This window comes from Pseudoalteromonas sp. MMG033 (genome assembly GCF_057197785.1).
The window spans coordinates 1-20,333 of record NZ_JBXVAL010000002.1 but is presented as its reverse complement, the minus strand read 5'-3'; the positions used below and the strand labels follow the sequence as shown (position 1 = coordinate 20,333).

Annotated in this window: 15 protein-coding genes; 6 read left to right on the top strand and 9 right to left on the bottom strand. The window is 42.4% G+C overall.

All coding sequences use genetic code 11. From position 1 onward, the window contains the following. The first annotated feature begins 12 nt into the window (after positions 1 to 12). From AC2CZC_RS21595 to AC2CZC_RS21585, 3 genes are all read left to right on the top strand, one after another. A complete protein-coding gene (locus AC2CZC_RS21595) occupies positions 13 to 906 on the top strand; it encodes an ISAs1 family transposase (RefSeq protein ID WP_484585362.1) in 894 nt (297 codons plus the stop codon). Positions 907 to 948: 42 nt separating this feature from the next. Further along, a complete protein-coding gene (locus AC2CZC_RS21590) occupies positions 949 to 1,134 on the top strand; it encodes a hypothetical protein (RefSeq protein ID WP_484585361.1) in 186 nt (61 codons plus the stop codon). A gap of 243 nt (positions 1,135 to 1,377) precedes the next feature. Continuing rightward, positions 1,378 to 1,941 (top strand): DM9 repeat-containing protein, encoded by a 564-nt coding sequence (locus AC2CZC_RS21585; protein ID WP_484585360.1) that lies wholly within the window; start codon positions 1,378 to 1,380, stop codon positions 1,939 to 1,941. A gap of 56 nt (positions 1,942 to 1,997) precedes the next feature. Here AC2CZC_RS21585 and AC2CZC_RS21580 read toward each other — a convergent pair whose 3' ends face one another. The 5 genes from AC2CZC_RS21580 to AC2CZC_RS21560 all read right to left on the bottom strand — a co-directional run bounded on the left by AC2CZC_RS21580 (position 1,998) and on the right by AC2CZC_RS21560 (position 6,193). Beyond that, the gene (locus tag AC2CZC_RS21580; protein WP_484585359.1) at positions 1,998 to 2,435 is read right to left on the bottom strand and encodes a nuclear transport factor 2 family protein; all 438 of its coding nucleotides are present in this window, start codon (positions 2,433 to 2,435) and stop codon (positions 1,998 to 2,000) included. A 202-nt stretch (positions 2,436 to 2,637) separates the two neighbouring features. Next, complete coding sequence (locus AC2CZC_RS21575) at positions 2,638 to 3,483, bottom strand: acyl-CoA thioester hydrolase/BAAT C-terminal domain-containing protein (protein ID WP_484585358.1); 846 nt, start codon at positions 3,481 to 3,483, stop codon at positions 2,638 to 2,640. 21 nt (positions 3,484 to 3,504) lie between these two features. Beyond that, entirely contained in the window at positions 3,505 to 4,209 is a 705-nt protein-coding gene (locus tag AC2CZC_RS21570) for a LytR/AlgR family response regulator transcription factor (protein ID WP_484585357.1), read from the bottom strand. After that, a complete protein-coding gene (locus AC2CZC_RS21565) occupies positions 4,210 to 5,223 on the bottom strand; it encodes a sensor histidine kinase (RefSeq protein ID WP_484585356.1) in 1,014 nt (337 codons plus the stop codon). A 208-nt stretch (positions 5,224 to 5,431) separates the two neighbouring features. Further along, positions 5,432 to 6,193 carry a hypothetical protein gene (locus AC2CZC_RS21560; RefSeq protein WP_484585355.1) on the bottom strand — a complete coding sequence of 254 codons (762 nt, stop codon included), beginning with the start codon at positions 6,191 to 6,193 and terminating at the stop codon, positions 5,432 to 5,434. A gap of 333 nt (positions 6,194 to 6,526) precedes the next feature. On the opposite strand from AC2CZC_RS21560, the gene AC2CZC_RS21555 reads away from it, so the two are divergent. Genes AC2CZC_RS21555 through AC2CZC_RS21545 form a run of 3 tightly spaced genes read left to right on the top strand, consistent with a single transcriptional unit; the run spans position 6,527 to position 8,311 of the window. Continuing rightward, on the top strand, positions 6,527 to 7,327 hold the full coding sequence (locus AC2CZC_RS21555) for a helix-turn-helix domain-containing protein (protein ID WP_484585354.1): 801 nt from the start codon (positions 6,527 to 6,529) through the stop codon (positions 7,325 to 7,327). 4 nt (positions 7,328 to 7,331) lie between these two features. Next, complete coding sequence (locus AC2CZC_RS21550) at positions 7,332 to 8,015, top strand: AzlC family ABC transporter permease (RefSeq protein ID WP_484585353.1); 684 nt, start codon at positions 7,332 to 7,334, stop codon at positions 8,013 to 8,015. Beyond that, a complete protein-coding gene (locus AC2CZC_RS21545; protein WP_484585352.1) occupies positions 8,012 to 8,311 on the top strand; it encodes an AzlD domain-containing protein in 300 nt (99 codons plus the stop codon). The genes AC2CZC_RS21550 and AC2CZC_RS21545 overlap by 4 nt, the downstream gene beginning before the upstream one ends. 130 nt (positions 8,312 to 8,441) lie before the next feature. On the opposite strand, the gene AC2CZC_RS21540 is transcribed toward AC2CZC_RS21545, so the two are convergent. From AC2CZC_RS21540 to AC2CZC_RS21525, 4 genes are all read right to left on the bottom strand, one after another. After that, on the bottom strand, positions 8,442 to 16,475 hold the full coding sequence (locus tag AC2CZC_RS21540) for an ExeM/NucH family extracellular endonuclease (RefSeq protein WP_484585351.1): 8,034 nt from the start codon (positions 16,473 to 16,475) through the stop codon (positions 8,442 to 8,444). 642 nt (positions 16,476 to 17,117) lie between these two features. Continuing rightward, the gene (locus AC2CZC_RS21535; RefSeq protein WP_484585350.1) at positions 17,118 to 18,029 is read right to left on the bottom strand and encodes a hypothetical protein; all 912 of its coding nucleotides are present in this window, start codon (positions 18,027 to 18,029) and stop codon (positions 17,118 to 17,120) included. 209 nt (positions 18,030 to 18,238) lie between these two features. Beyond that, positions 18,239 to 19,150 (bottom strand): hypothetical protein, encoded by a 912-nt coding sequence (locus AC2CZC_RS21530; protein WP_484585349.1) that lies wholly within the window; start codon positions 19,148 to 19,150, stop codon positions 18,239 to 18,241. A 210-nt stretch (positions 19,151 to 19,360) separates the two neighbouring features. Further along, the gene (locus tag AC2CZC_RS21525; RefSeq protein WP_484585348.1) at positions 19,361 to 20,272 is read right to left on the bottom strand and encodes a hypothetical protein; all 912 of its coding nucleotides are present in this window, start codon (positions 20,270 to 20,272) and stop codon (positions 19,361 to 19,363) included. Positions 20,273 to 20,333 lie beyond the last annotated feature (61 nt).

Genomic DNA, 20,333 nt, shown 5'->3' with positions numbered 1-20,333 from the left:
GGCAGCCCAATTATGTCAGCCAGCTCGTTATTTGAACATTTTTCTTCCATTGATGACCCACGCCAGCAAAGCAAAGTGCAACATTCATTATCCGATATTCTGTTTCTAACTATCAGTGCAGTAATCGCAGGTTGCCAAGGTTGGGAAGAAATCGAAGATTTTGCCCATGACAAACTACCTTGGTTATGTAAATTTATAACGTTAGCTAACGGCGTGCCGCGACACGACATGATTGCAAGAGTTATAAGCCGCATCGATATGACTCAATTTCAAGCCTGTTTCTCTCAATGGATGCAAAGCTGTAGCGAGCTCACCGACGGCAGTGTGGTTGCCACTGATGGAAAAAGGCTAAAAGGTTCATTTAAACAGTCAGATAGAAAAGATACTATCCACATTATCAGTGCGTTTGCCTTTGAAAATGGTGTGACGTTAGGCCAATGTAAGACTGACTCGAAGCCCAATGAAATCACAGCTATCCCAAAGTTGCTTCAGCTGCTAGAGCTAAAAGGTTGTATAGTGACCATTGATGTAATGGGCTGTCAAAAGGAGATTGCAAAACAAATTATAGAAAAAGAAGCGGACTATTTGCTGGCACTCAAAGCCAATCAGGGCAGCTTATTTGAGCAAGTAAAACAACGTTTACAGCCAGAAATTATACGCCAAATAGCGAGTGACAGCCTACTAAGTGAGGCTGATTATCAACGAGTTCGAGAAGAGTTCAGGGCAGCTGTTGTCTGCAATGACATGGCTCTAATTCCAGCAAGTGCTAGCTGGCCCAATTTACAAAGTGTAGGCATGATAGTGTCTTACCGTAAATCGGATAACCAAAAGCAAGGTGAGCTAACATATCGATATTACACAAGTTCAGCGAACTTGAGTGCGCAAAGGCTAGCTGAAGCCACATGAGCGCATTGGCATATTGAGAACAGCCTTCATTGGTGTTTGGATGTGGCAATGAATGAAGATTACTGCCGTATACGCCGCGACGGCGCAGCAGACGTGTTTGCTGGTGTAAGATACATTGCATTGAATTTATTAAAGAAAGAAACATCCTTTAACAAAGGTGTACGCGCTAACCAACTAAAAGCAGCTAGGAACGAGAACTATTTAGAAAAGGTATTGAATAGCAAGTGATTTTTCATGCTCTTGCCCTGTGGTGATGCCGAGGTTTAATTTTAAACCTTTGCTTTGTATAGTTATTTTTTACTTTTGTTTTTCTTTTACTAATTTTAACGCGTGTTTACTTTATATTTATTTTGTTTTTCTTGTAGAGATCGATGGTGTTTTTCATGATGCCATTGCTGCTCAGAGAAAATTTTTGTTTTTACCCTGACAGCGATGATTTGAAATTCGTAACAATTACTATCGAGAATAAAAATGAAAAAAAGTACTCTTTCCAAATTAAGTATATTGGCTGCATCACTAATAAGCACTGGTGCAATGGCATATTCAGACCCGAGTAAATGGATATATGATACAGGTTGGAAATACGACCATGCTGCGACATCAAATGACGGTAGACGCGTATATGCGGGGCAGCATGATTCAAGTTCCGCTGTTAATGTATGTAGGCATTCAAATTTACCCGGTAAAGAGGTGAATGATATGTGTTATGTCAGCTATCGAGGTCGCGAAATAGGTGCTCATTATTATAAGGTACTGTTGACCAAGTTCGGCGACCTTCAGTGGGATAGTCGACTCCACGGTCCATATGTACCAGGGGCTAAACCAAATGACATAAGAAGCAATGCAGTGATTGGCGGAAATGAAGGATTCGATGTGTTTGTTTGTAAAGGGAAGCACGGCCATCACACCGTTGTGGGGAAGTTTGTGCGAGGTCATGGCTGTTATTATGGTCAGGGTGGCAGAGAGTTCTTACTAAAAGTGAGTGATGATAACTTTTCTGTTTTGACCGATAAGCTTCAGTATCATCCAAGATAACACAAGCTGTTCTAATGGGCGCAAAATGCGCCTATATCTTTCGGATTTTTGATTTTTTATTGGTTGGGCTGTCTTGAAATATATTGTGCAACCTTACTTGTAATTTGCCACTGCTCACCATCAAAAATGAGATTGATGTAATCCACGTAACCATGCTGTTTTTCTTTTCCCCAGGTAAACTCAACTGTGGCATTGGCTACATTTTCAGTGATCAATAGGTTAGTGATTTCGACCTTCGCAGCCCACTTATTACCTGTATCGATCCGTTGCATAAATTGGTCACGGCCGAAGATTTGATACTGACCGCGTTCGTCAAAGTACTGAATGGTCGCTGTTTTTTGAAAAGCCATTTCAATATTTTTACCGATGCCTAGAGTGACGCCTGTAATATAGGTGCCCACGGCTTCTTGTGGTGTATTAAATTCTTTAGCGCTTGCGGTAAAGGTAGTGAATGTAAAAATTGAGCTGATAAAAATAAAAAGTAATCTAGTCATTATTCCCTCATTGCATTTAATTGACTTTGTATTGTTAGTTATCAAAATTTTGTCTTTTTAAATTACTATATTAATTGTTATTTAGATAGTTTTTTAAAACTTGGTCTTTATTTTTTAAATTTTAACTTAAAAGATAAAGGTGGAATTAATATGTAAGGTAATGATAAGTAGCAAGATGTTGTTTTCTTGCTACTTGTTTAACTTACGGGCAATTTGATATGAGTGTTTCTTTTAAAAACTGTCCAACTTGAGTTTGCGTGTCATGATTAAAAGTGTAATGCCCGCCTTCAAGTGCAATATGTTGATAGGCATGCGGGTAATTGACTTTGTCTAACTGTTTAATAATTTGATTAGACATCATGTATGATGGCCACACTTCATCTTGTTTTGCCGAGACCAGCAGTATCGGTCCTTTATTTTGTTCAATAGGAATTCTGGCAGCGCTAATAATGTCCTTGTGTGCACTGGATAAAGCTTGCTCAAAAGCTGGCGTAAACTCACCGGTAAAGTTACCTTTTTGCATTTTCCAAGACAGCAAAGGCGCATCTACATAGTTGAGAGGCTGTTCTTTTAACGTCCACCCGGAACGAGACGACGGCGTTTTGACTGCATTCCAACTCACATGAGTCGGCATCACGGCCACAATGTGGTTGATATTGTCGAAATGACTCCCTAGTAACAGGGCCAGCTCTGCCCCCTTGGAAAAGCCATATACGGCGATGCAGTTTTCATTAATGTGCGGGTCTTTTGCCAAGGTATTGATCCGCGTTGCGATATCCTCAAGTGATAATTCTACTTGTTGTGATGGCGTTGATTCTGTTCCGTAGTAGCCCACCGCCGCCACAGAAAGTCCCATATCATGAAAGCTATTTAGAAAGGGTTGCCAAAGAGGCTTAGCTAAAGTATTACCTCCCTCACTGCCGCCAAATACAACGACTAACGGGTGCTTTTTTCCATCCTTAATAAAGTGTTTTTTTACGTCTGGTTCAGAGCTAGAACTGCAAGCCGCAAGGAGCCCTACCAAGCAGAATGGCATCATTGATTTCATAATTTTTTCCTGTTTTTATGGTTATAGATTGAGTATTTTTTTGAGGAGTTTCGCCCCGTTTCTACTGCTGATGACTTGTATACGTGAATTTTGCAATGTGATGAGATAACCACCTGTTACCCAACGCTCAAGAGTGTCAATTCGGTGTGTGTTCACAATGCTATCGCGATGCACTCTTACAAATTGATTTGGTAATATGTGCATTAAATCATCTAAAGCAAAATCAAGGGGGTATGACTGAGAAGGTGTATATGCGATGGCTTGACCATGCTCAAGCTTGATGGCTTCGATGTGATTAACTTCAATCATACTGACTTTGCCTGCAAACTTGCTGGTTAAAGTCTGTGTTGTTTTTTGTTGGCCAACTACCTTATGGCTAACTCGATTGAGTGCCAATGCCAGCCTTTCGTTATCATAGGGCTTTAGTAAATAGTCTGTTGCGCCCATATCAAAAGCATCGACAGCAAATTCACTATATGCAGTGGTAAAAATCAGCTGCCCAGAATACCCATTTTGGATAAGGTGTTTGGCAAAAGCGACGCCATTTATTTGAGGTAAATTGATATCAACAAACACCACATCAAGTTCAAGATCTTGCAGTTCTGTTAAACTGGCTACAGGTCTTGAATTGGTATAAACGAGCGTGCATGACTTTAGTTCTTCTAACTGAGAGGTCAGCTTATCTAGCGCTGGTTGCTCGTCTTCAATTATGGCAACTTTAAGCATTTATACCGCTCCTTTTGATACTGTAAAGCATGCTTTTGCACCACCGCCTGGCATATTACTGAGCTCAAGCTGTGTGCCCATTTCAAGTCGTAATCTTGATTGCGTAATGGCTAAACCAAGTCCAGTTTCTAGCTCGTCAGACAAAATATGTTCTGCAAACCCTTGGCCGTTATCTTCTATTGATATGGTGAAGTTATGGCCATGATTGATAGCACTTACTTTGACGATGAGTGGCTTTAATACACTGTGCTTGAGCGCATTTTCCAGCAGGGGTTGTAAGATCATGGCAGGGAGCTGTGCATTGAGTAAGCTTTCCTGAATATCAAATAAGAATGTCACATCCTTACCGAAACGCGCTCTCTCTATTTCACACCATTGGTTGATAGCAACTAGCTCATCCGCCAATGAGACAGTTTTATTTTGCGCATTGTTATTGCTGGCATTATTGATGGAGTATCGCAAAACCGTAGATAAGCTATGCACCAGTCGCTGCGCCGTTTTTGGTTTTGCTACAGTGAGCGCTGAAATGGTATTTAGGCTGTTAAAAAGAAAATGCGGGTTGAGCTGGCCATGCAATACTTTTATTTCGGCTTGCTTACGTAGAAGTTGCTCGTCTTTAAGGTGTTTCTGATTTAAATAAAACTTACAGAGTACAAAAATGCCTACGCTCCAAGGGAGTGCGACGAATATGGTATCAGTGATTGTGAGTGCTGGAATATTAAGTAATATCGATCTTAAGCTCCCCCATGTGTAACTACCCAGTACAATAGTTAAGTAAAATACACTTATTTGTGCTAGCCAATGTTTTATTTTTAGTATGTTGATCCCCAAGTAGCTAATAATCATAGGTAGCCAATACATAAACAGCACGCACAGCAGCGACGAATATAAAATCAAGCTTGAGTAGGCCATACTTCGCTGAATCCAATCAGTAAAGCTGATAGCTAAACTCACCAGTGCCATGATGGCCAGCGCAAGCAGTTTTTCTGTATTGTTTAAGTGTATTTCAGTCATAACAAGATTAAAAAGTAGATAGTGCAAAGCTATATTACTGATAAATAAAGGGAGTGCAGTAAAAACTAGGCTCAATAGTCGTTTTTTGACTGTGAATGGTCAGTTTGAGGTTCTTTGTGCAATTTTTTGAGTTGGAAGTTAAAAAAGCGGCAAGGTATTACCGCTATTTATTGATCACAGTGTGGATACTGAGGCCTAAAAATCTTGACTAGTTACGGTTGTCGTAGGCTTGCCATTCTAAAAACAGGCCAATTGTGTGGCCGCCAATGTTGCCTGCTTCTGAGATGTCATCATGTATTGCCATTGCTGCATCTCGATACATTACTGAGGCATCAAGGAGCTTTTGCTTATGCTCGTCTTTACACTCAAGCGCTAAACTCTCGTCAGGTAAATTGTCACAGTCGCGATAAGTGGCGTTTAGGTCATCGACAATATGCAATTTGAAGTGATCAGATAAGTCTCCAACATACTGTGTAATAAGCGGTTCTGAGATGAATTCAATGGCCTTGAAGGACGCTGGTAAGGTCCAGCAGCGCTGCCATGTGGCTGGAAATTGTTGCTCGGTTTGTTCTAAATAAGTGATATGGTTTGTCGCATGATGAGGCTGTTGACTATAACTCAGTGCGATGTCAAATGCGGCACAATTGTGCGGCGCTAAAGCCAGTGATTGCTGGGCTGTATTGTATACGGCGTGATACGACTTCCAAGCGGGCGAGTAGCTGTGTGCGAAGTTAAACCAAAGGTCTTGCATTGTATTAATCAAGGCATCGTGAAATCTAGGGTCGTGGGATACGCCATGCTTAGCTAACCAGTTTAGGTTATCTAATGCTGCGCGGTTTTCATTGTTTGCGATCAATTCAAATGTTTGCGCTAGCATCTGATCTACATCGACAAGGTCTGTATTCGCAAAGCTTGCAGAACTTGATACTGCAGCGAAAAACAAAGAGGTTGCACAGATGAATTTTTTCATATTTCTTTTTTCCTTAAAGAGTTATTTTGGTGTTTTAAATAATGCCATTCGTGGCAATAATCTCACTTTCTAGTGTTTAGGTATTAGTAAGTAAGATGTTTTTAGTAAGCAATTCGTATGCCATGTCTTGGTGAATTGAATGAGTTGTTGGCGCTATATTGATTATTAGAGGCAGCATAAGCCTTTGGTTAATGAGCTATATAAAGGATAGTCTGCGTTTTTTGGCTCGTTAAGGCTAATCAAACTAGAGGCTTTGGATTGCAAACTGCGCAATTTTGTACAAGCACTTTAAGGTCACTTACGTTAAGCTGAGTTTGAGTAAGGGGGAAGTCTATGCAGCAATCAAAATTTAGCTTTCATCACGAACTAGGTGGTTTGGAAGTGCTTCATAATATAGATAAAAAAACTGATTTTGGACGGCACAATCACAGTGGATACACAGTGGCTTTGGTCGATTGCGGCGCACAGCGTTTTTTTCGTTCAGGTGCGCAGCACCTTGCTGGTAAACATAGCCTAATTTTGATTAATGCTGAACAAGTACATGATTGTAAAAAGGCGTGTGAGGGGATCTCATCTTATCGTTCTATGTATCCAACGCCGGAGTTGTTTAACAGCTTAATGGATTGCAACCAAAATCGTGCGCCTTATTTCAGTGAGGCGGTGATGCATAACCCAGTGCTTGCCCTGCAGCTAAATGACTTGTTTACCACATTGGACTCAGCAGCGGGCTTGCTGGAAAAGCAAACTCAGCTGGTGCATTTTTTGGATAATTTGTGTCAGTCAACAGGCAGAGTCACGTTAGCTGATGAGCAAAAGTCGCTGAAATGCAGAATAGAGTTAGCAAAATCTTATCTGCTCGATCATGTGTTTGATGACGTGTCATTGGCTGAGTTAGCACAGCTTATTCATATGAGCCACTTTCATTTTGTCCGCTCTTTCAAAGCGCAGACAGGGCTGACACCTCATGCCTTCCAAATTCAACATAGATTGAATCACGCCAAGGCGTTGCTTCGCCATGGTCAGAGTATCTCTGATGTGGCGAGTCATGTTGGGTTTTATGATCATAGCCACTTTAGTCGTCACTTTAAGAAAAACATGGGGGTAACCCCAAATCAGTATAGGCAGGCGTGTTAATTCCATGAAAGTTGCAATAAAAAAAGGCTTGCTTGATATGCTACCACTCAACTTGGCGGTGTTGCCTTGGGGTTTGTTATGTGGCTCTTTAGCGATTCAAAATGGCTTTACAGCATTGGAGGCACAGCTTATGTCAGTGCTGGTATTTGCGGGTTCTGCGCAATTGGTGGCGGTAGAGCTAATGGCCAAAGAAGCCTCACAGCTAACCTTACTGGTGACGACATTCATCATCAGTGCACGCCATTTACTATACGGTTTAGCCATACGTAATAAAATGGTCGACAAACCGCTTCGTTGGCGCGGGCCAATCGCATTTTTCCTCACTGATGAACTGTTCGCTTTTTCTCACCATCACCGAGCATATCAAGGTAAATTGCGTCTTGTGTATGCATTGGTTGCAGGCGGTAGTTTCTATCTCGCTTGGAATATGTGGACATTTTTTGGCATTGTGGCAGGGCAGTTTTTACCTGATCTGACTAATCTAGGTTTGGACTTTGCCATCGCAGCCATTTTTATTGCGCTGGTGGTACCTGGGGTGTCAAACCTTCCTGTATTGTGTGCCTGTTTAGTATCAGGGATCAGCATACTGTATTTCAAAACCATACAATTTGAATTTGGTTTGGTGGCTTCTGCATTGCTTGGTATGAGCACAGGTTATGTTTTGCAGGCAAAAGAGGACAAATCATGATAGTTACCATTGTTGCGCTTGCATGTGTCACCTTTGCCACTCGATATCTATTTTTAGCAAAAAACTTACCGTTTACCATTGGTCCGAGATTTCAGCGTTTGCTGAGCTTTAGCGCACCATGTGTGCTGACTGCGATTTGGGTGCCGATTGTTTTTATGCCAAATGGGGAACTGATTACCGAGTTGAATAACCCCTATTTACTGGGTGCTTTAGCAGCCATTTTTTTGGCGTTTAAATTTAAAAATCTATATCTCACTACCTTTGGCAGCTTGCTTGTATTTTATTTGTTTTTTTGAACCACTTTGGGCCCTCAAACGAGTTCAGGGTGACGGGGTTATTTTTTCAGGGGGATGGGATTAATTGAAGGTCGCCATAAAAAAGCCCCTGAAGCCAAAGGCGACAGGGGCTTATCGTTATCGCTTTATGTTATCGTCTGCGGCGAAGTAGCGCAGGGAAAACAAACAGTAATAGAAGAGCTGGCATTGAACCGCTAGAGGAACGAATTGTTCTGGTTTCTTCGCGTTCAATCACATTTACTGTGGGGGCTTTTACTGTTATTACGAGCGTGCCAGATGCGTTTGCACCTTGCTCATCGGCCACAACATAATTGACAGTCACTTGACCTTCGCTGTTCGCTTCAGGCTTAAATGTAATGGTGCTATCCGTAAAGGTCACTTCACCTGAGTCTACTGTTGCGCTTATAAGTGTCAACTTTCCACCTTCTGGGTCTAAGTCATTGGCGATGACATCGACTGTGAGGGTGTCATTGTTAAGTACTTCAGCCACATCATTTATGGTAACAGGTGGTTGGTTCTGCTGCTGAACTTGTGCAATCACATTGACTCGCATCGTTGCAGAACTTGTCCCGCCTTGACCATCACTGATTGTATACTCAATTGTATCAACACCAATGAAATCAAGTGCACTTTGATACTGTAAACTCGAATCGCTATTGATTTGCACTGTGCCATGTACAGCAGAAGTATTGATCACATACAGGGTGTCGTTATCAGCATCAGTATCGTTTTCAAGTACATTTAGTGCGACTGATTGGTTGCTCGTTATTTCTTGGCTATCGTCTACAGCAGTAGGTGCGTTGTTGTCTGTTACAACAATACTTACACCACCTGGGTCGACAATTTTACCGTTTTTAATGCCATCCGCATCGTACTCGCCACCATCTACCAGTGTTAGCCTGACACACCATGCACCTTCGATTAGGCCTTCCTGCCAGCTGCTATCATTCATGCTTGGGCAGTAACCTTGCTGGCCCATGGCTGAGTGGATAACGTTACCATTTTGCGTTGAGAATGTGATCCAGCCTTGATTTGGCAGGTACTTACGATATTGGGCATTTGCTGGGACCGCGGCTTGCTGAGGCAATACGATTTTGACACTCTCTACACCACTGGGCATATCAACGACAAAGTCAAAAATACCCCCGCGATTTTCCATGCCTTCGTCCGCTGAGATTAAGCCTGTTTGCACTGCTTCATCGGCATTGAGCGAGGCTGCATTTTTGTTGCTACCCAGACTTACACTACCAAGATACATACACACACCTGCTTCTACTTCAATCAGACTAGACTCCCAGTTATTACCTGAAGAAGGCAGAACATTACATTGCGCATCAATAGGGTCTAAGTAGTTAGGAATACCATCAGCATCTTCGTCACCAAAACCTTCTTGCGCATCACTCATAAGGTCGCCATCTGTGTCTGTATTATTGTCCAGTACCGGTTGCTCTGAAACCACTTTAAATATCACAGTTTGAGTATCAGATAGTCCAGCATTATCTGTAGCAGTTGCACTGACTTGGTAGACACCGACAGAAAGTGTAGAAGCATCAATACTAAATTGAGTTGGAGCCGTACTTTCATTATTCAAATCAGCTTGTGCCTGCCACTCAATGATGTGTGTATCTGTGCTATTTTGATCCTGTACATCTGCAGTCAGCGTGATCAGGCCATGCTCTGCAACCATGATTGAACGCGCTTCATTTTGTTGCATGGCATTTAAAGTAAGCGTTGGTGCAACGTTTGACTCTACGATGGTAATTTCGTGTTGTTGCTCAGTAACTGCATTCAAATCATCGGTATTTAATGTGATCACGATGGTTTCATTTGCATCGCTTACGTCATCACGAACGGTTTCGATAGAAATGAGACCGTGCGTACCTGACTCGATAGTGACTTGGCCTGATGCCATTGTGTAGTCTTCTTCACCAGCAGTAGCAGAAATTGCAAAATCAATAATTACTGGGTACGCGAAATGCTCACCACTTAACATCACAGGTATCGTTGCCGTTTGGCCCTCAACAACAAGCTGGCTTGGAGAAGGCATACTTATCATAGGACGTACATTTACTATCTGTGCTGCACTTGCACAGACATCGGCTGAATTACATGCTTGCCAGTAAACTTTATTGGCACCAGATGCCAAGAAGTTACTGCCAATGAGCTCAACAGCAATTGGTTCGCCGCTACTATCTACTGCGGTGGCTATGCCTAAGTCTACCTTAGTAAGCTGGCCTGTTGCATTTACAGTCAGATCAGCAGGTGCGGTGATCACAGGTGCAGATGGCTGATTTTGGCGAAGCTCTAACACAGCTTCTGCGCGGCCGCCAAATCCATCTGAAATAGCATAACGCACCTGAGCGATACCATTAAATGTATCATTCGTGCTAAACACAATCTGGTTGTCTTCAATTACAGCAAGACCTGTATCTGAATTAACAGCCACCAGCGATAAGGTGTCACCATCAGGATCGCTGTCATTGTCTAATACAGCTATCGCTATAGATGATTGACCTTCGGCAAGTTGTACAAAGTCATCTTGTGCAACTGGTGATAGGTTATTCGTACTAATTTGCACGTTGACAGTTGCCTGTGCAGTCTCGGTACCATCACTGATTGTGTAGCTGATAGTTGCATGGCCTGTATTTAATGCCGGTGCTTGGTATTGAAGCACATTGCCGCTTACTTCGACGCGACCTGTATTGGTTGTTGCCGCAGTGATGTGAAGTGTGTCGCCATCGACATCAGTGTCATTCGTAAGCACGTTGATGTTAGCTAATACTTTTGCAGAAACCACAGCTGAGTCGTTGAGCGCTGATGGTGCATCGTTTTGCGGAGCAATCGTGATTGCAACGTGGGCACTTGCGCTAAGTCCAGCTTCATCACTGATTTCATAGGTGATTTGTGCTGTACCATGATAGTTTTCAGCAGGTGAATAGGTAATGGCAGAGTCTGAATAGCTCACCTGACCTAAGCCTGAACTAAGCGCCGCATGTGTGATTTGTACGCTTGCCATGTTCTCGTCGATATCGTTATTTAATACCGACATTGTCACACTTTGATCTTCAAGTGTATTGGCGGTGTCATCAGTCGCGACTGGTGCTTGGTTTTTGGCAGTGACATTGACGTAGAGTGTAGCCGTTGCAGTGCCACCATTACCATCGGTGATGGTATAACTAATGGTTGCCTCACCAACAAAGTTTTCACTTGGTGTAAAACTAATCTGAGCATCAGAATAGCTAAGCTTACCTTCACCTGAAACGATTGTAGCGGCGCTTATGGTAAGTGGATCGGAGTCTGCATCAGTGTCATTTTCTAGCACATCGATAGTAACGGTTTCGCCTTGCACTGCGTCTGCGACATCGTTATTTGCAATCGGCGCTTGGTTATCTGGTATGGCAACGACTTCCAAATCGAAATCGGTGATTACAGGGTCATGATCCGATGAACGGTATGGCGAGTCTGAGAACCATCTTGTTAGCTGACCTTCTGATTTACCTTCGGTGTTGTAGTCTAGGCCTGCGGCTTCATCGGCATTAATATGCCAGTGCATGGTTTGCACAACACGTTCCATCGAAGCATTGGCAGTTAACATATGATCTAGGCTGCCTGCTACACCGCTATAGTAGTATGAATAATTATCGCCGGTGTCTTTTTCAAGGCTGATATTGGCAAAACCCGCATCGTAAAATGCTTGCATAGGCGTTTCATACGCATAGGCATTAAAGTCACCTAAAATAGCGTAAATAGGCTCATTAGTGCTAAAAACTCCTGAATTTGAGTTTATTTCACTGTCAGTTTGAGCAAGTGCTGCAATGACTGTCTGAGCTGCTAATAAGCGCTGGCCATTACACGCGCCCTCGACTGCATCATCCATATCTTCACCACATGATCCGCCTTTAGAGCGGAAGTGATTCACAACGACACGGATTTCTTTGCCACCGTTAATTGGTTTGAATGACTGCAACATGGGGGGTCTGTGTGCACGTGTTGCTTCATCGAATGGCGCATCTGTGATCACTTGCGCACTGCCTTGAGGTGTCACACGGTTATCACGGTAAATAATGCCGACAGTCACCGCATCTGTACCAACTTGCTCTAGCTGAGGGTTGATGTATGCCCAATTATTAGTGCCATCTCGCTCATTTAATCCATCAATGAGGTTTTTGATAGCACTGTTGTCACCGTAGCCATTGTTTTCGATTTCCATTAGGCCTACAACATCAGCATCTGACGCCAATATTGCACGGATCACTTTGCTGCGTTGGCGATTGAACTCTTGTTCATTGTTCGCGCCGCGACTGTCAAAGTTGACGAAGTAGTTTAGTACGTTAAAGCTCGCAACACGAATATGTTGCTCTAATTGACGTTCTGCTGGTTTAGTACGACGAGGGTTAGACGGCTCGAAGCTTGGTAAGCTAGTTGGAATAAGCTTGTAATTACCATAGGTGTAGTGAATCACCCCAGACGTGTTCGACACTTGGTCGCCGGAGCGAAGTGGCATATCAGCACTGAAACTTGGGTAATAACTGATTGTCTCTGGGTTACTTTGCGTTGAGTTGTCATCGACAAGTAACACGTTTCTTGTGTTCAGTTCAGCAAGCTCTAGGCGACGCGGGTCGTCTTTAGGGTACTTGTTGGTCGGCTGCATTCGTATGCCTTGAGACAAGTAAATCTCACCATATTTAGTAAAATTATGGCTCAGGGTGACATGTAGCGTTTGTGGTATTGATACCCACATACCTTCAAGTGACTCTTGATCAAAGTCTTGTGCAAACGGTAAATTTACCTCTGTTGGTGTGACCTGTGACAACACATCTGTGGCACAAGAAAGGGTCTCTGTTACCGTATTAATTTGTGTTAAGTCATACTTTTCAACCACGGTGCCCAGCACACGGACTTGTTCACCAACGGTAACCTTGGTATTTGCATCCGCGACAAAAATGCCTTCTGAGGTGGTGCTGTCAGTGTCTGCATGTTGGTCTTCTTCTTGAATGAAGAATCCGCCATGTTGACCGCTGTCTTGGAATGTGGCCACAACCACACCTTCAATCACAACAGATTGATCCACCAGTGGGCTTGTAGCCTGATTGCCCTGAACCGCACTAATGAGTGTTGCGGGGTCATTACATGCGCCAAGCTCAAGTTGCGGCGGGGTTGTTCCACCATCAGAGCCACAGGCCGCAACGCCACTACAGCCAAGACCATCTGCGGTATTTTTCTCGAAACCTTCCCATTCAATGCTTGGGTCAAAGGCATCATCTAAGCTTGTATCACCTGATGTGATCCCTTCTTTACGACGTAGGGTTTTATCTTTGGTTGAGGTATTACCGCTGCCCCATGCACTACCAGGATCAGTACCAACTTGACCAAATACATCGGCAATTTGGCCATCAACTGTCAGTACAAGTGCATCGTCTCCGTTAAAGTAAGTGATGGTACTGGTGCTGTCTTGACGACTTTTAATCTCGTCATTTGCACTGCTGTTAGCAATAACGTGAGTTTCGCCATGTTTTAATTCGCCAGATAAGGTTTGTGTTCTTAACCCCTCTGTCGTAAGCGGCTTTCCGTTATCTGCTAAGGTAATTGTAACGCGACTAAGATCTAAAGTTGCACCGGTAAAGTTGGTAATTTCAACGGCTTTGTTGCTGCTGCTACCTTCAATGTACTCGGTGAAGATCACTTTGCTGGCTTCGACCTGTTCACTGACCTGAATCGAAAACGCAGGCAAGGTCACAACATCTGTATTGCCATCAGTGACACCGATGATGATATTGCTTGCTACACCAACATCTTGAGATGACGGCGTACCAGTCAGTTCACCATTTTGCGTGTTGAATGTGGCCCAAGACGGTTTGTTGGTGATTGAGAAAGTCAGCGTGTCATTGTCTTCATCGTTTGCTGCTGGTTTGAAGCTATACGCAATACCTACGACAGCACTTGTACTCGGTGTGCCTGTGATGGTCGGTGGGGTTTTAATCGAACTTGAATCAACCACGTCAATGCTGAAACTTGGCAAAGACACCGTTGATGTGCCGTCAGTCACTGAGATTTGAATTTGCTCATAAACTGCAATGTCTGCCACTGTTGGTGTGCCAGATAAACGGCCTGTTTGCGTATCGAATGTCGCCCATGATGGCTTATTTACGATGGAAAAGGCTAGGTCATCGTTGTTTTGATCTGATGCCGTTGGCGTAAAGCTATACTCACGGCCTGTGCCAACGATAAGCTCAGGTTGACCGCTAATGACGGGTGCTACATCACCTAATTTAGGACAGGTATCAGCAAAGAGGATTTCTGCAAACTCAGGGTTATCGATAAATGGATTTCGGTTACCCTGTTGCTCTACAATGCGTTGGTGTCTATCTAATTCTAACTGATCTACCGTATCTTCACGGTGCCAATCCATGAGGTTACACAGCACGCCTAAAGTTGGTGAGCTACTTGCACTGATATTATTCACAAGCTCAAGATCTGGCATATTGCCGTCAGTGCCATCATAGCGTACCGCCATGTAGAACATCATACGAGCGGCATCGCCTTTTACCGCGTCTCTTGGTTCAAATGAATCACTATCAGTAAAATTACCCGGTGCGTTACCCACTGGATTACCGCCATCATCATAATCTTTGCTGCTGCGCGTTGAGTTCACCTGTACATTGGTCGGTCTTAAATGGTGAATATCGGTGTAACCATACTGGCTTTCACTTGGAAAACCATGAGATTTTGGCCAGCTGTGCTCTCTGTTCCAATCCGTAGTGCCGCCACCATTGGTATCTTTAGACTGGCTTTTTCCTGTGTAGAACAATAGTACATTGTTTGGATTATTAGGGTCTTCGTCGGTGTACTTTAAGGCATCCCATACTTGCGAGTAAGTTAATCTCTGCTGACCTTGCCTTGCAATTAAAGCAAGCGCACTTTCTAACTCCGCCCCAACTTTGCCAATTGCCGAAGCATAATAGCTGTTGTAATCATAGTTACTGCCCGGTTTGTCAGTAACCGTAATTGAAAATGCTGGCAAACTCGTGGGGGCATTCACACCATCTGACACTGAGATAATGATGTTGTCATGCTCACCGACATCAGATCCCATTGGAGTACCACTAAGTTGACCCGAAACGGTATCAAATGCTGCCCAACTTGGCTTGTTGGTGATTGAGAACACCAAATCATCATTTTCGAGGTCGATGACGAAAGGTGTGAAGGCATACTGCCGAGTTGCTTGCACTGATGTGTTTGGCGTACCAGAAATAACAGGTGCTTCATTGGTGCCTGCAGCTCTAACTAAGATTGAAAAGCTGTTAAGTGCATTGGTCTCGGTGCCATCATTGACGGTGATAACAATGTTGTCATAGGTTCCGATATCAGCTGCTGTCGGTGTGCCTGATAGCGCGCCTGTTGTTGTATCAAAGCTTGCCCAACTCGGCTTATTTTCGATAGCAAAAACCAGTGTATCATCATCAAGGTTGGTGGCAGTTGGAGTGAATACATAGGTATCAGTCGCATTCACGATGCCTTGTGGCGCCCCACTTATTTCTGACGGGATATTACCACTGCCGCCACAGGCAGCAACGCCTGAGCAACCAAGGCCATCAAAGGTATTTTTTGCAAAGCCAATCCATTCGTTTGCTGGGTCAAACGCATCATCTATGGTGATATCGCCGTTTTCGATGCCTATTTTACGACGTAGCGTTTTATCTTTTGTACTGGTGTCACCTGCGCCCCAATTACTGCCTGGATCAGTACCAACTTGACCAATACTGTCTACGATGACGCCATTGACCATCAGAGTGAGTGCATCGTCACCATTAAAATAAGTAGCTGTACTGGCGATATTACCAAGTGCTTTTAGTTCGTCACTTGCGCCGCTGTTGTACAGGACATAACTGCTGCCCGCAGCAAGCGTGCCAGATAGGGTAAGCGGCGTGACTTCATCCAGCTTTTTACCATTTGCAGTTAATGCAATACTGACGGTGCTAAGGTCGATGCTATTGTTGCCAAAATTAGTAATTTCAAGCGCTTTGTTATTACTGCTACCTTCCACATACTCTGTGAAGATAACGTTTGCATTTGCGTGTCCCATGACGACACTTGAACATAGCCCCATCGCGATGCAGCGGCCCAAGTATCGCAGTTTTCCACGATGCTTATTGTTAGAGTTCATATTTTTCCCGTGTGTTTATCACTCTGTTTTATCATTTGCGAGTTAGATTATTTTTAAGGGTGCAAATATTCCCATTAAAAAATGGGAGGCGAATATAATACTCTATTATGAACTTTTTATTAAAAATGCTTTAAAAATAGGACATCTAATTGCAACAATTCCCCATCTCTAGTTATTAACACGCTCTACAGCTTAAGTATTTTAATAGGGACATTTGTCCTTGTATAATGCCATGATTTATAGAGGTTTCTCTCATGTGTGGATTTTTTGTTACTTTCGGGTGGCGTGTATCTGCGGGGGTATTTCACTTTCTATAAAAATCATCTTGTTAACATTTTTTAATTATTTAATGCTTTTTGTATACAATAAAGAACGTTCTAATTTTTACAATTGTTTACGCTTTGGGTTCTTTTTAAACAGTTTACATGGGGTTTTTGAAGGGGAAGTGGTTAAAAAACCAATAATTGCAATAATGGGATCGGTGTCCACATAACCCCTGGGGCATCAGTTATTTTAATGTCCTGCGGTCGCTGACTGCTTATCAGCTAGATGTGATTACACTCTAAGCGGGCAGACAAAAAAAGGTGAGGTTAAACGCCTTTTTGGCTGCCCTGATATTGCTTAGCCTGAATGTCTCTGAAATTAAGAGCTATAAATAATTAGCTCAATATGTGGGCATTGCTGAGTAATAAATGATGTTAAACTTTCTCTGTCCTGCGCCTCTAGAGAACCAAACACCATGAGCCTGTTCACATTATGTTTGGAGGCATATTGGATCAGGCTTAGGTACTCACTTGAAAAGTGATTTACGGTTAGTGTTTTGGGCTGAAGCTCCTCTATCAATTTTTTGATTATAGGTTCATGAGCCCACAGCTGTTTACAGAAGTTTATCTTGAATTTATCAATAGAACCTGAATTCAGTTGACGAACCTGCTCGAATGCTGGGAAATAGGGACATGCCAAATGCTCACTGTTTTCCAGTACTTTGTTGAAATCACCGGAAATTGCAAAAACACGGATGCTAAAGTCTGCATTCACTAGAAATGAAATACGGCCTTTCATTTTGCCTTTGATGCTTTTAATTCCTGTATTCCAATATTCTAGTTGGCCATTTGAATCCCATTCGTGCATTTCATCTGTGCAGAACTGCTCATTTACCATTGTTTCTATTTGTAGCTCATGTATCGCAGTTGAATTGTAGTGAAAATGGGTGTTCTCACGGTTCATACCACGTATAAAAACATCTTCGCTTGATACTCTATCTTTTGGATAAATGCCGTATATGGTCCCAGTATACCTCGCTCCATTTAAATACATGGGTTCATCTGTGGTGCAATCAACCAAGTCATCGAGTATGGCATGTGTTGTTTTATTTAAATAAGGCGGCTTGTAATCACACACCTTAACCCCATTTTTATACACATGCCGGCTGGTTACAACCCCGTCGGTATGGCTAATTGCCATACCCGTAAAGAGGATATTTTGATAGTAATAGCGCTCTTGCTTTAACGCCAAAGCCTCAAAAAGTACCATTAACAATCCGTGTGTATTCATTGTCCTACCTTTTATTTTTTATTTTCATTAGATTTTTAAGTGTTTAAGATGTCCATTACAACTTTGAGAAGCTGTAAAAGCAATATCCAGAGCGAACTTGCAGACTATATAATTATTTGAGCAAGTTATCATTTGAATGCACGTGACCACTTGTTGTTGCTCCGCTGGGCTGTATTCAAACTTATTATGGTTGTCTGGGTGCCCTGAAATTAAGAGCTATAAATAATTAGCTCAATATGTGGGCATTGCTGGGTAATAAATGATGTTAAACTTTCTCTGTCCTGCGCCTCTAGAGAACCAAACACCTCGAGCCTGTTCATATTATGTTCGGAAGCATATTGGATCAGGCTTAGGCACTCACTTGAAAAGTCACTTATTGCGAGTTCTTCGGGTTGAAGTTCCTCTATCAATTGTTTGATTACAGGCTCATGAGTCCACAGTTTTTTACAGAAATTTATATTGAATGTATCAATAGGGCCAGAATTCAGTTGACGAACTTGCTCGAATGCTGGGAAGTAAGGACATGCCAAATGCTCACTGTTTTCTAGTACTTTGTTGAAGTCACCGGAAATTGTAAAATAACTGATGCTAAAGTCTGCATTCAATAAAAATGAAATACGGCCTTTCATTTCCCCTTTGGTGTTTTCAATTCCTGTATTCCAATACTCTAGTTGACCATTTGAATCCCATTCGTGCATTTCATCTGTGCAGAACTGCTCATCTACCATTGTTTCTATTTGTAGCTCATGTATCGCAGTTGAATTGTAGTGAAAATGAGTGTTCTCACGATTCATACCACTTATAAAAACATCTTCGCTTGATACTCTACCTTTTGGATAAATGCTATATATAGTGCCAGTATACCTCTCGCCATTTAAATACAAGGGCTCATCTGTGGTGCAATCGACCAAGTCATCTAGTATTGCATGAGTTGTTTTATTGAAATAAGGCGGCTCGTAATCACATTCTTTAACCCCCTCTTTATACATATGCCGGTTGCTTATAACCCCGTTGGTATGACTAATTGCCATACCGGTAAAGAGGGTATTTTGATAGTAATAGCGCTCTTGCTTTAACGCCAAAGCCTCAAAAAGTACCATTAACAATCCGTGTGTATTCATTTTCCTACCTTTTATTTTTTATTTTCATTAGATTTTTAAGTGTTTAAGATGTCCATTACTTCTTTGAGAAGCTGTAAAAGTAATATCCAGAGCGAACTTGTAGACTATATAATTATTTGAGCAAGTTATCATTTGAATGCACGCGACCACTTGTTGTTGCTCCGCTGGGCTGTATTCAAACTTATTATGGTTGTCTGGGTGCCTCTGAAATTAAGAGCTATAAATAATTAGCTCAATATGTGGACATTGCTGGGTAATAAATGATGTTAAACTTTCTCTGTCCTGCGCCTCTAGAGAACTATACACCTTGAGCCTGTTCACATTATGTTTGGAGGCATATTGGATCAGGCTTAGGTACTCACTTGAAAAGTCACTTATTGCGAGTTCTTCGGGTTGAAGCTCCTCTATCAATTGTTTGATTATAGGTTCATGAGCCCACAGTTGTTTACAGAAATTTATATTGAATGTATCAATAGGGCCAGAATTCAGTTGACGAACTTGCTCGAATGCTGGGAAATAGGGACATGCCAAATGCTCACTGTTTTCTAGTACTTTGTTGAAGTCACCGGAAATTGTAAAATAACTGATGCTAAAGTCTGCATTCAATAGAAATGAAATACGGCCTTTCATTTTCCCTTTGGTGTTTTCAATTCCTGCATTCCAATCTCGCAGTTGGCCACTTAAGTCCCATTCGTGCATTTCATCTAAGCAAAGCTGCTCATTCACCATTGTTTCTATTTGTAGTTCATGTATCGCAGTTGAATTGTAGTGAAAATGAGTGTTCTCACGGTTCATACCACGTATAAAAACATCTTCGCTTGTTATTCTACCTTTTGGATAAATGCCGTATATGGTCCCAGTATACCTCTCGCCATTTAAATACATGGGTTCATCTGTGGTGCAATCAACCAAGTCATCTAGTATGGCATGTGTTGTTTTATTTAAATAAGGCGGTTCGTAATCACACACCTTAGCCCCATTTTTATACACATGCCGGCTGGTTACAACCCCGTCGGTATGGCTAATTGCCATACCGGTAAAGAGGGTATTTTGATAGTAATAGCGCTCTTGCTTTAACGCCAAAGCCTCAAAAAGTACCATTAACAATCCGTGTGTATTCATTGTCCTACCTTTTACTTTTTATTTTCGTTAGATTTTTTAAGTGTTTAAGATGTCCATTACA

Bases quoted from the DNA above. Each gene is read 5' to 3' on its own strand.
- AC2CZC_RS21580 (WP_484585359.1), bottom strand. From the start codon at position 2,435: ATGACTAGATTACTTTTTATTTTTATCAGCTCAATTTTTACATTCACT.
- AC2CZC_RS21540 (WP_484585351.1), bottom strand. From the start codon at position 16,475: ATGAACTCTAACAATAAGCATCGTGGAAAACTGCGATACTTGGGCCGC.
- AC2CZC_RS21555 (WP_484585354.1), top strand. From the start codon at position 6,527: ATGCAGCAATCAAAATTTAGCTTTCATCACGAACTAGGTGGTTTGGAA.
- AC2CZC_RS21550 (WP_484585353.1), top strand. From the start codon at position 7,332: ATGAAAGTTGCAATAAAAAAAGGCTTGCTTGATATGCTACCACTCAAC.
- AC2CZC_RS21575 (WP_484585358.1), bottom strand. From the start codon at position 3,483: ATGAAATCAATGATGCCATTCTGCTTGGTAGGGCTCCTTGCGGCTTGC.
- AC2CZC_RS21560 (WP_484585355.1), bottom strand. From the start codon at position 6,193: ATGAAAAAATTCATCTGTGCAACCTCTTTGTTTTTCGCTGCAGTATCA.
- AC2CZC_RS21535 (WP_484585350.1), bottom strand. From the start codon at position 18,029: ATGAATACACACGGATTGTTAATGGTACTTTTTGAGGCTTTGGCGTTA.
- AC2CZC_RS21595 (WP_484585362.1), top strand. From the start codon at position 13: ATGTCAGCCAGCTCGTTATTTGAACATTTTTCTTCCATTGATGACCCA.
- AC2CZC_RS21525 (WP_484585348.1), bottom strand. From the start codon at position 20,272: ATGAATACACACGGATTGTTAATGGTACTTTTTGAGGCTTTGGCGTTA.
- AC2CZC_RS21545 (WP_484585352.1), top strand. From the start codon at position 8,012: ATGATAGTTACCATTGTTGCGCTTGCATGTGTCACCTTTGCCACTCGA.
- AC2CZC_RS21570 (WP_484585357.1), bottom strand. From the start codon at position 4,209: ATGCTTAAAGTTGCCATAATTGAAGACGAGCAACCAGCGCTAGATAAG.
- AC2CZC_RS21565 (WP_484585356.1), bottom strand. From the start codon at position 5,223: ATGACTGAAATACACTTAAACAATACAGAAAAACTGCTTGCGCTGGCC.
- AC2CZC_RS21585 (WP_484585360.1), top strand. From the start codon at position 1,378: ATGAAAAAAAGTACTCTTTCCAAATTAAGTATATTGGCTGCATCACTA.
- AC2CZC_RS21530 (WP_484585349.1), bottom strand. From the start codon at position 19,150: ATGAATACACACGGATTGTTAATGGTACTTTTTGAGGCTTTGGCGTTA.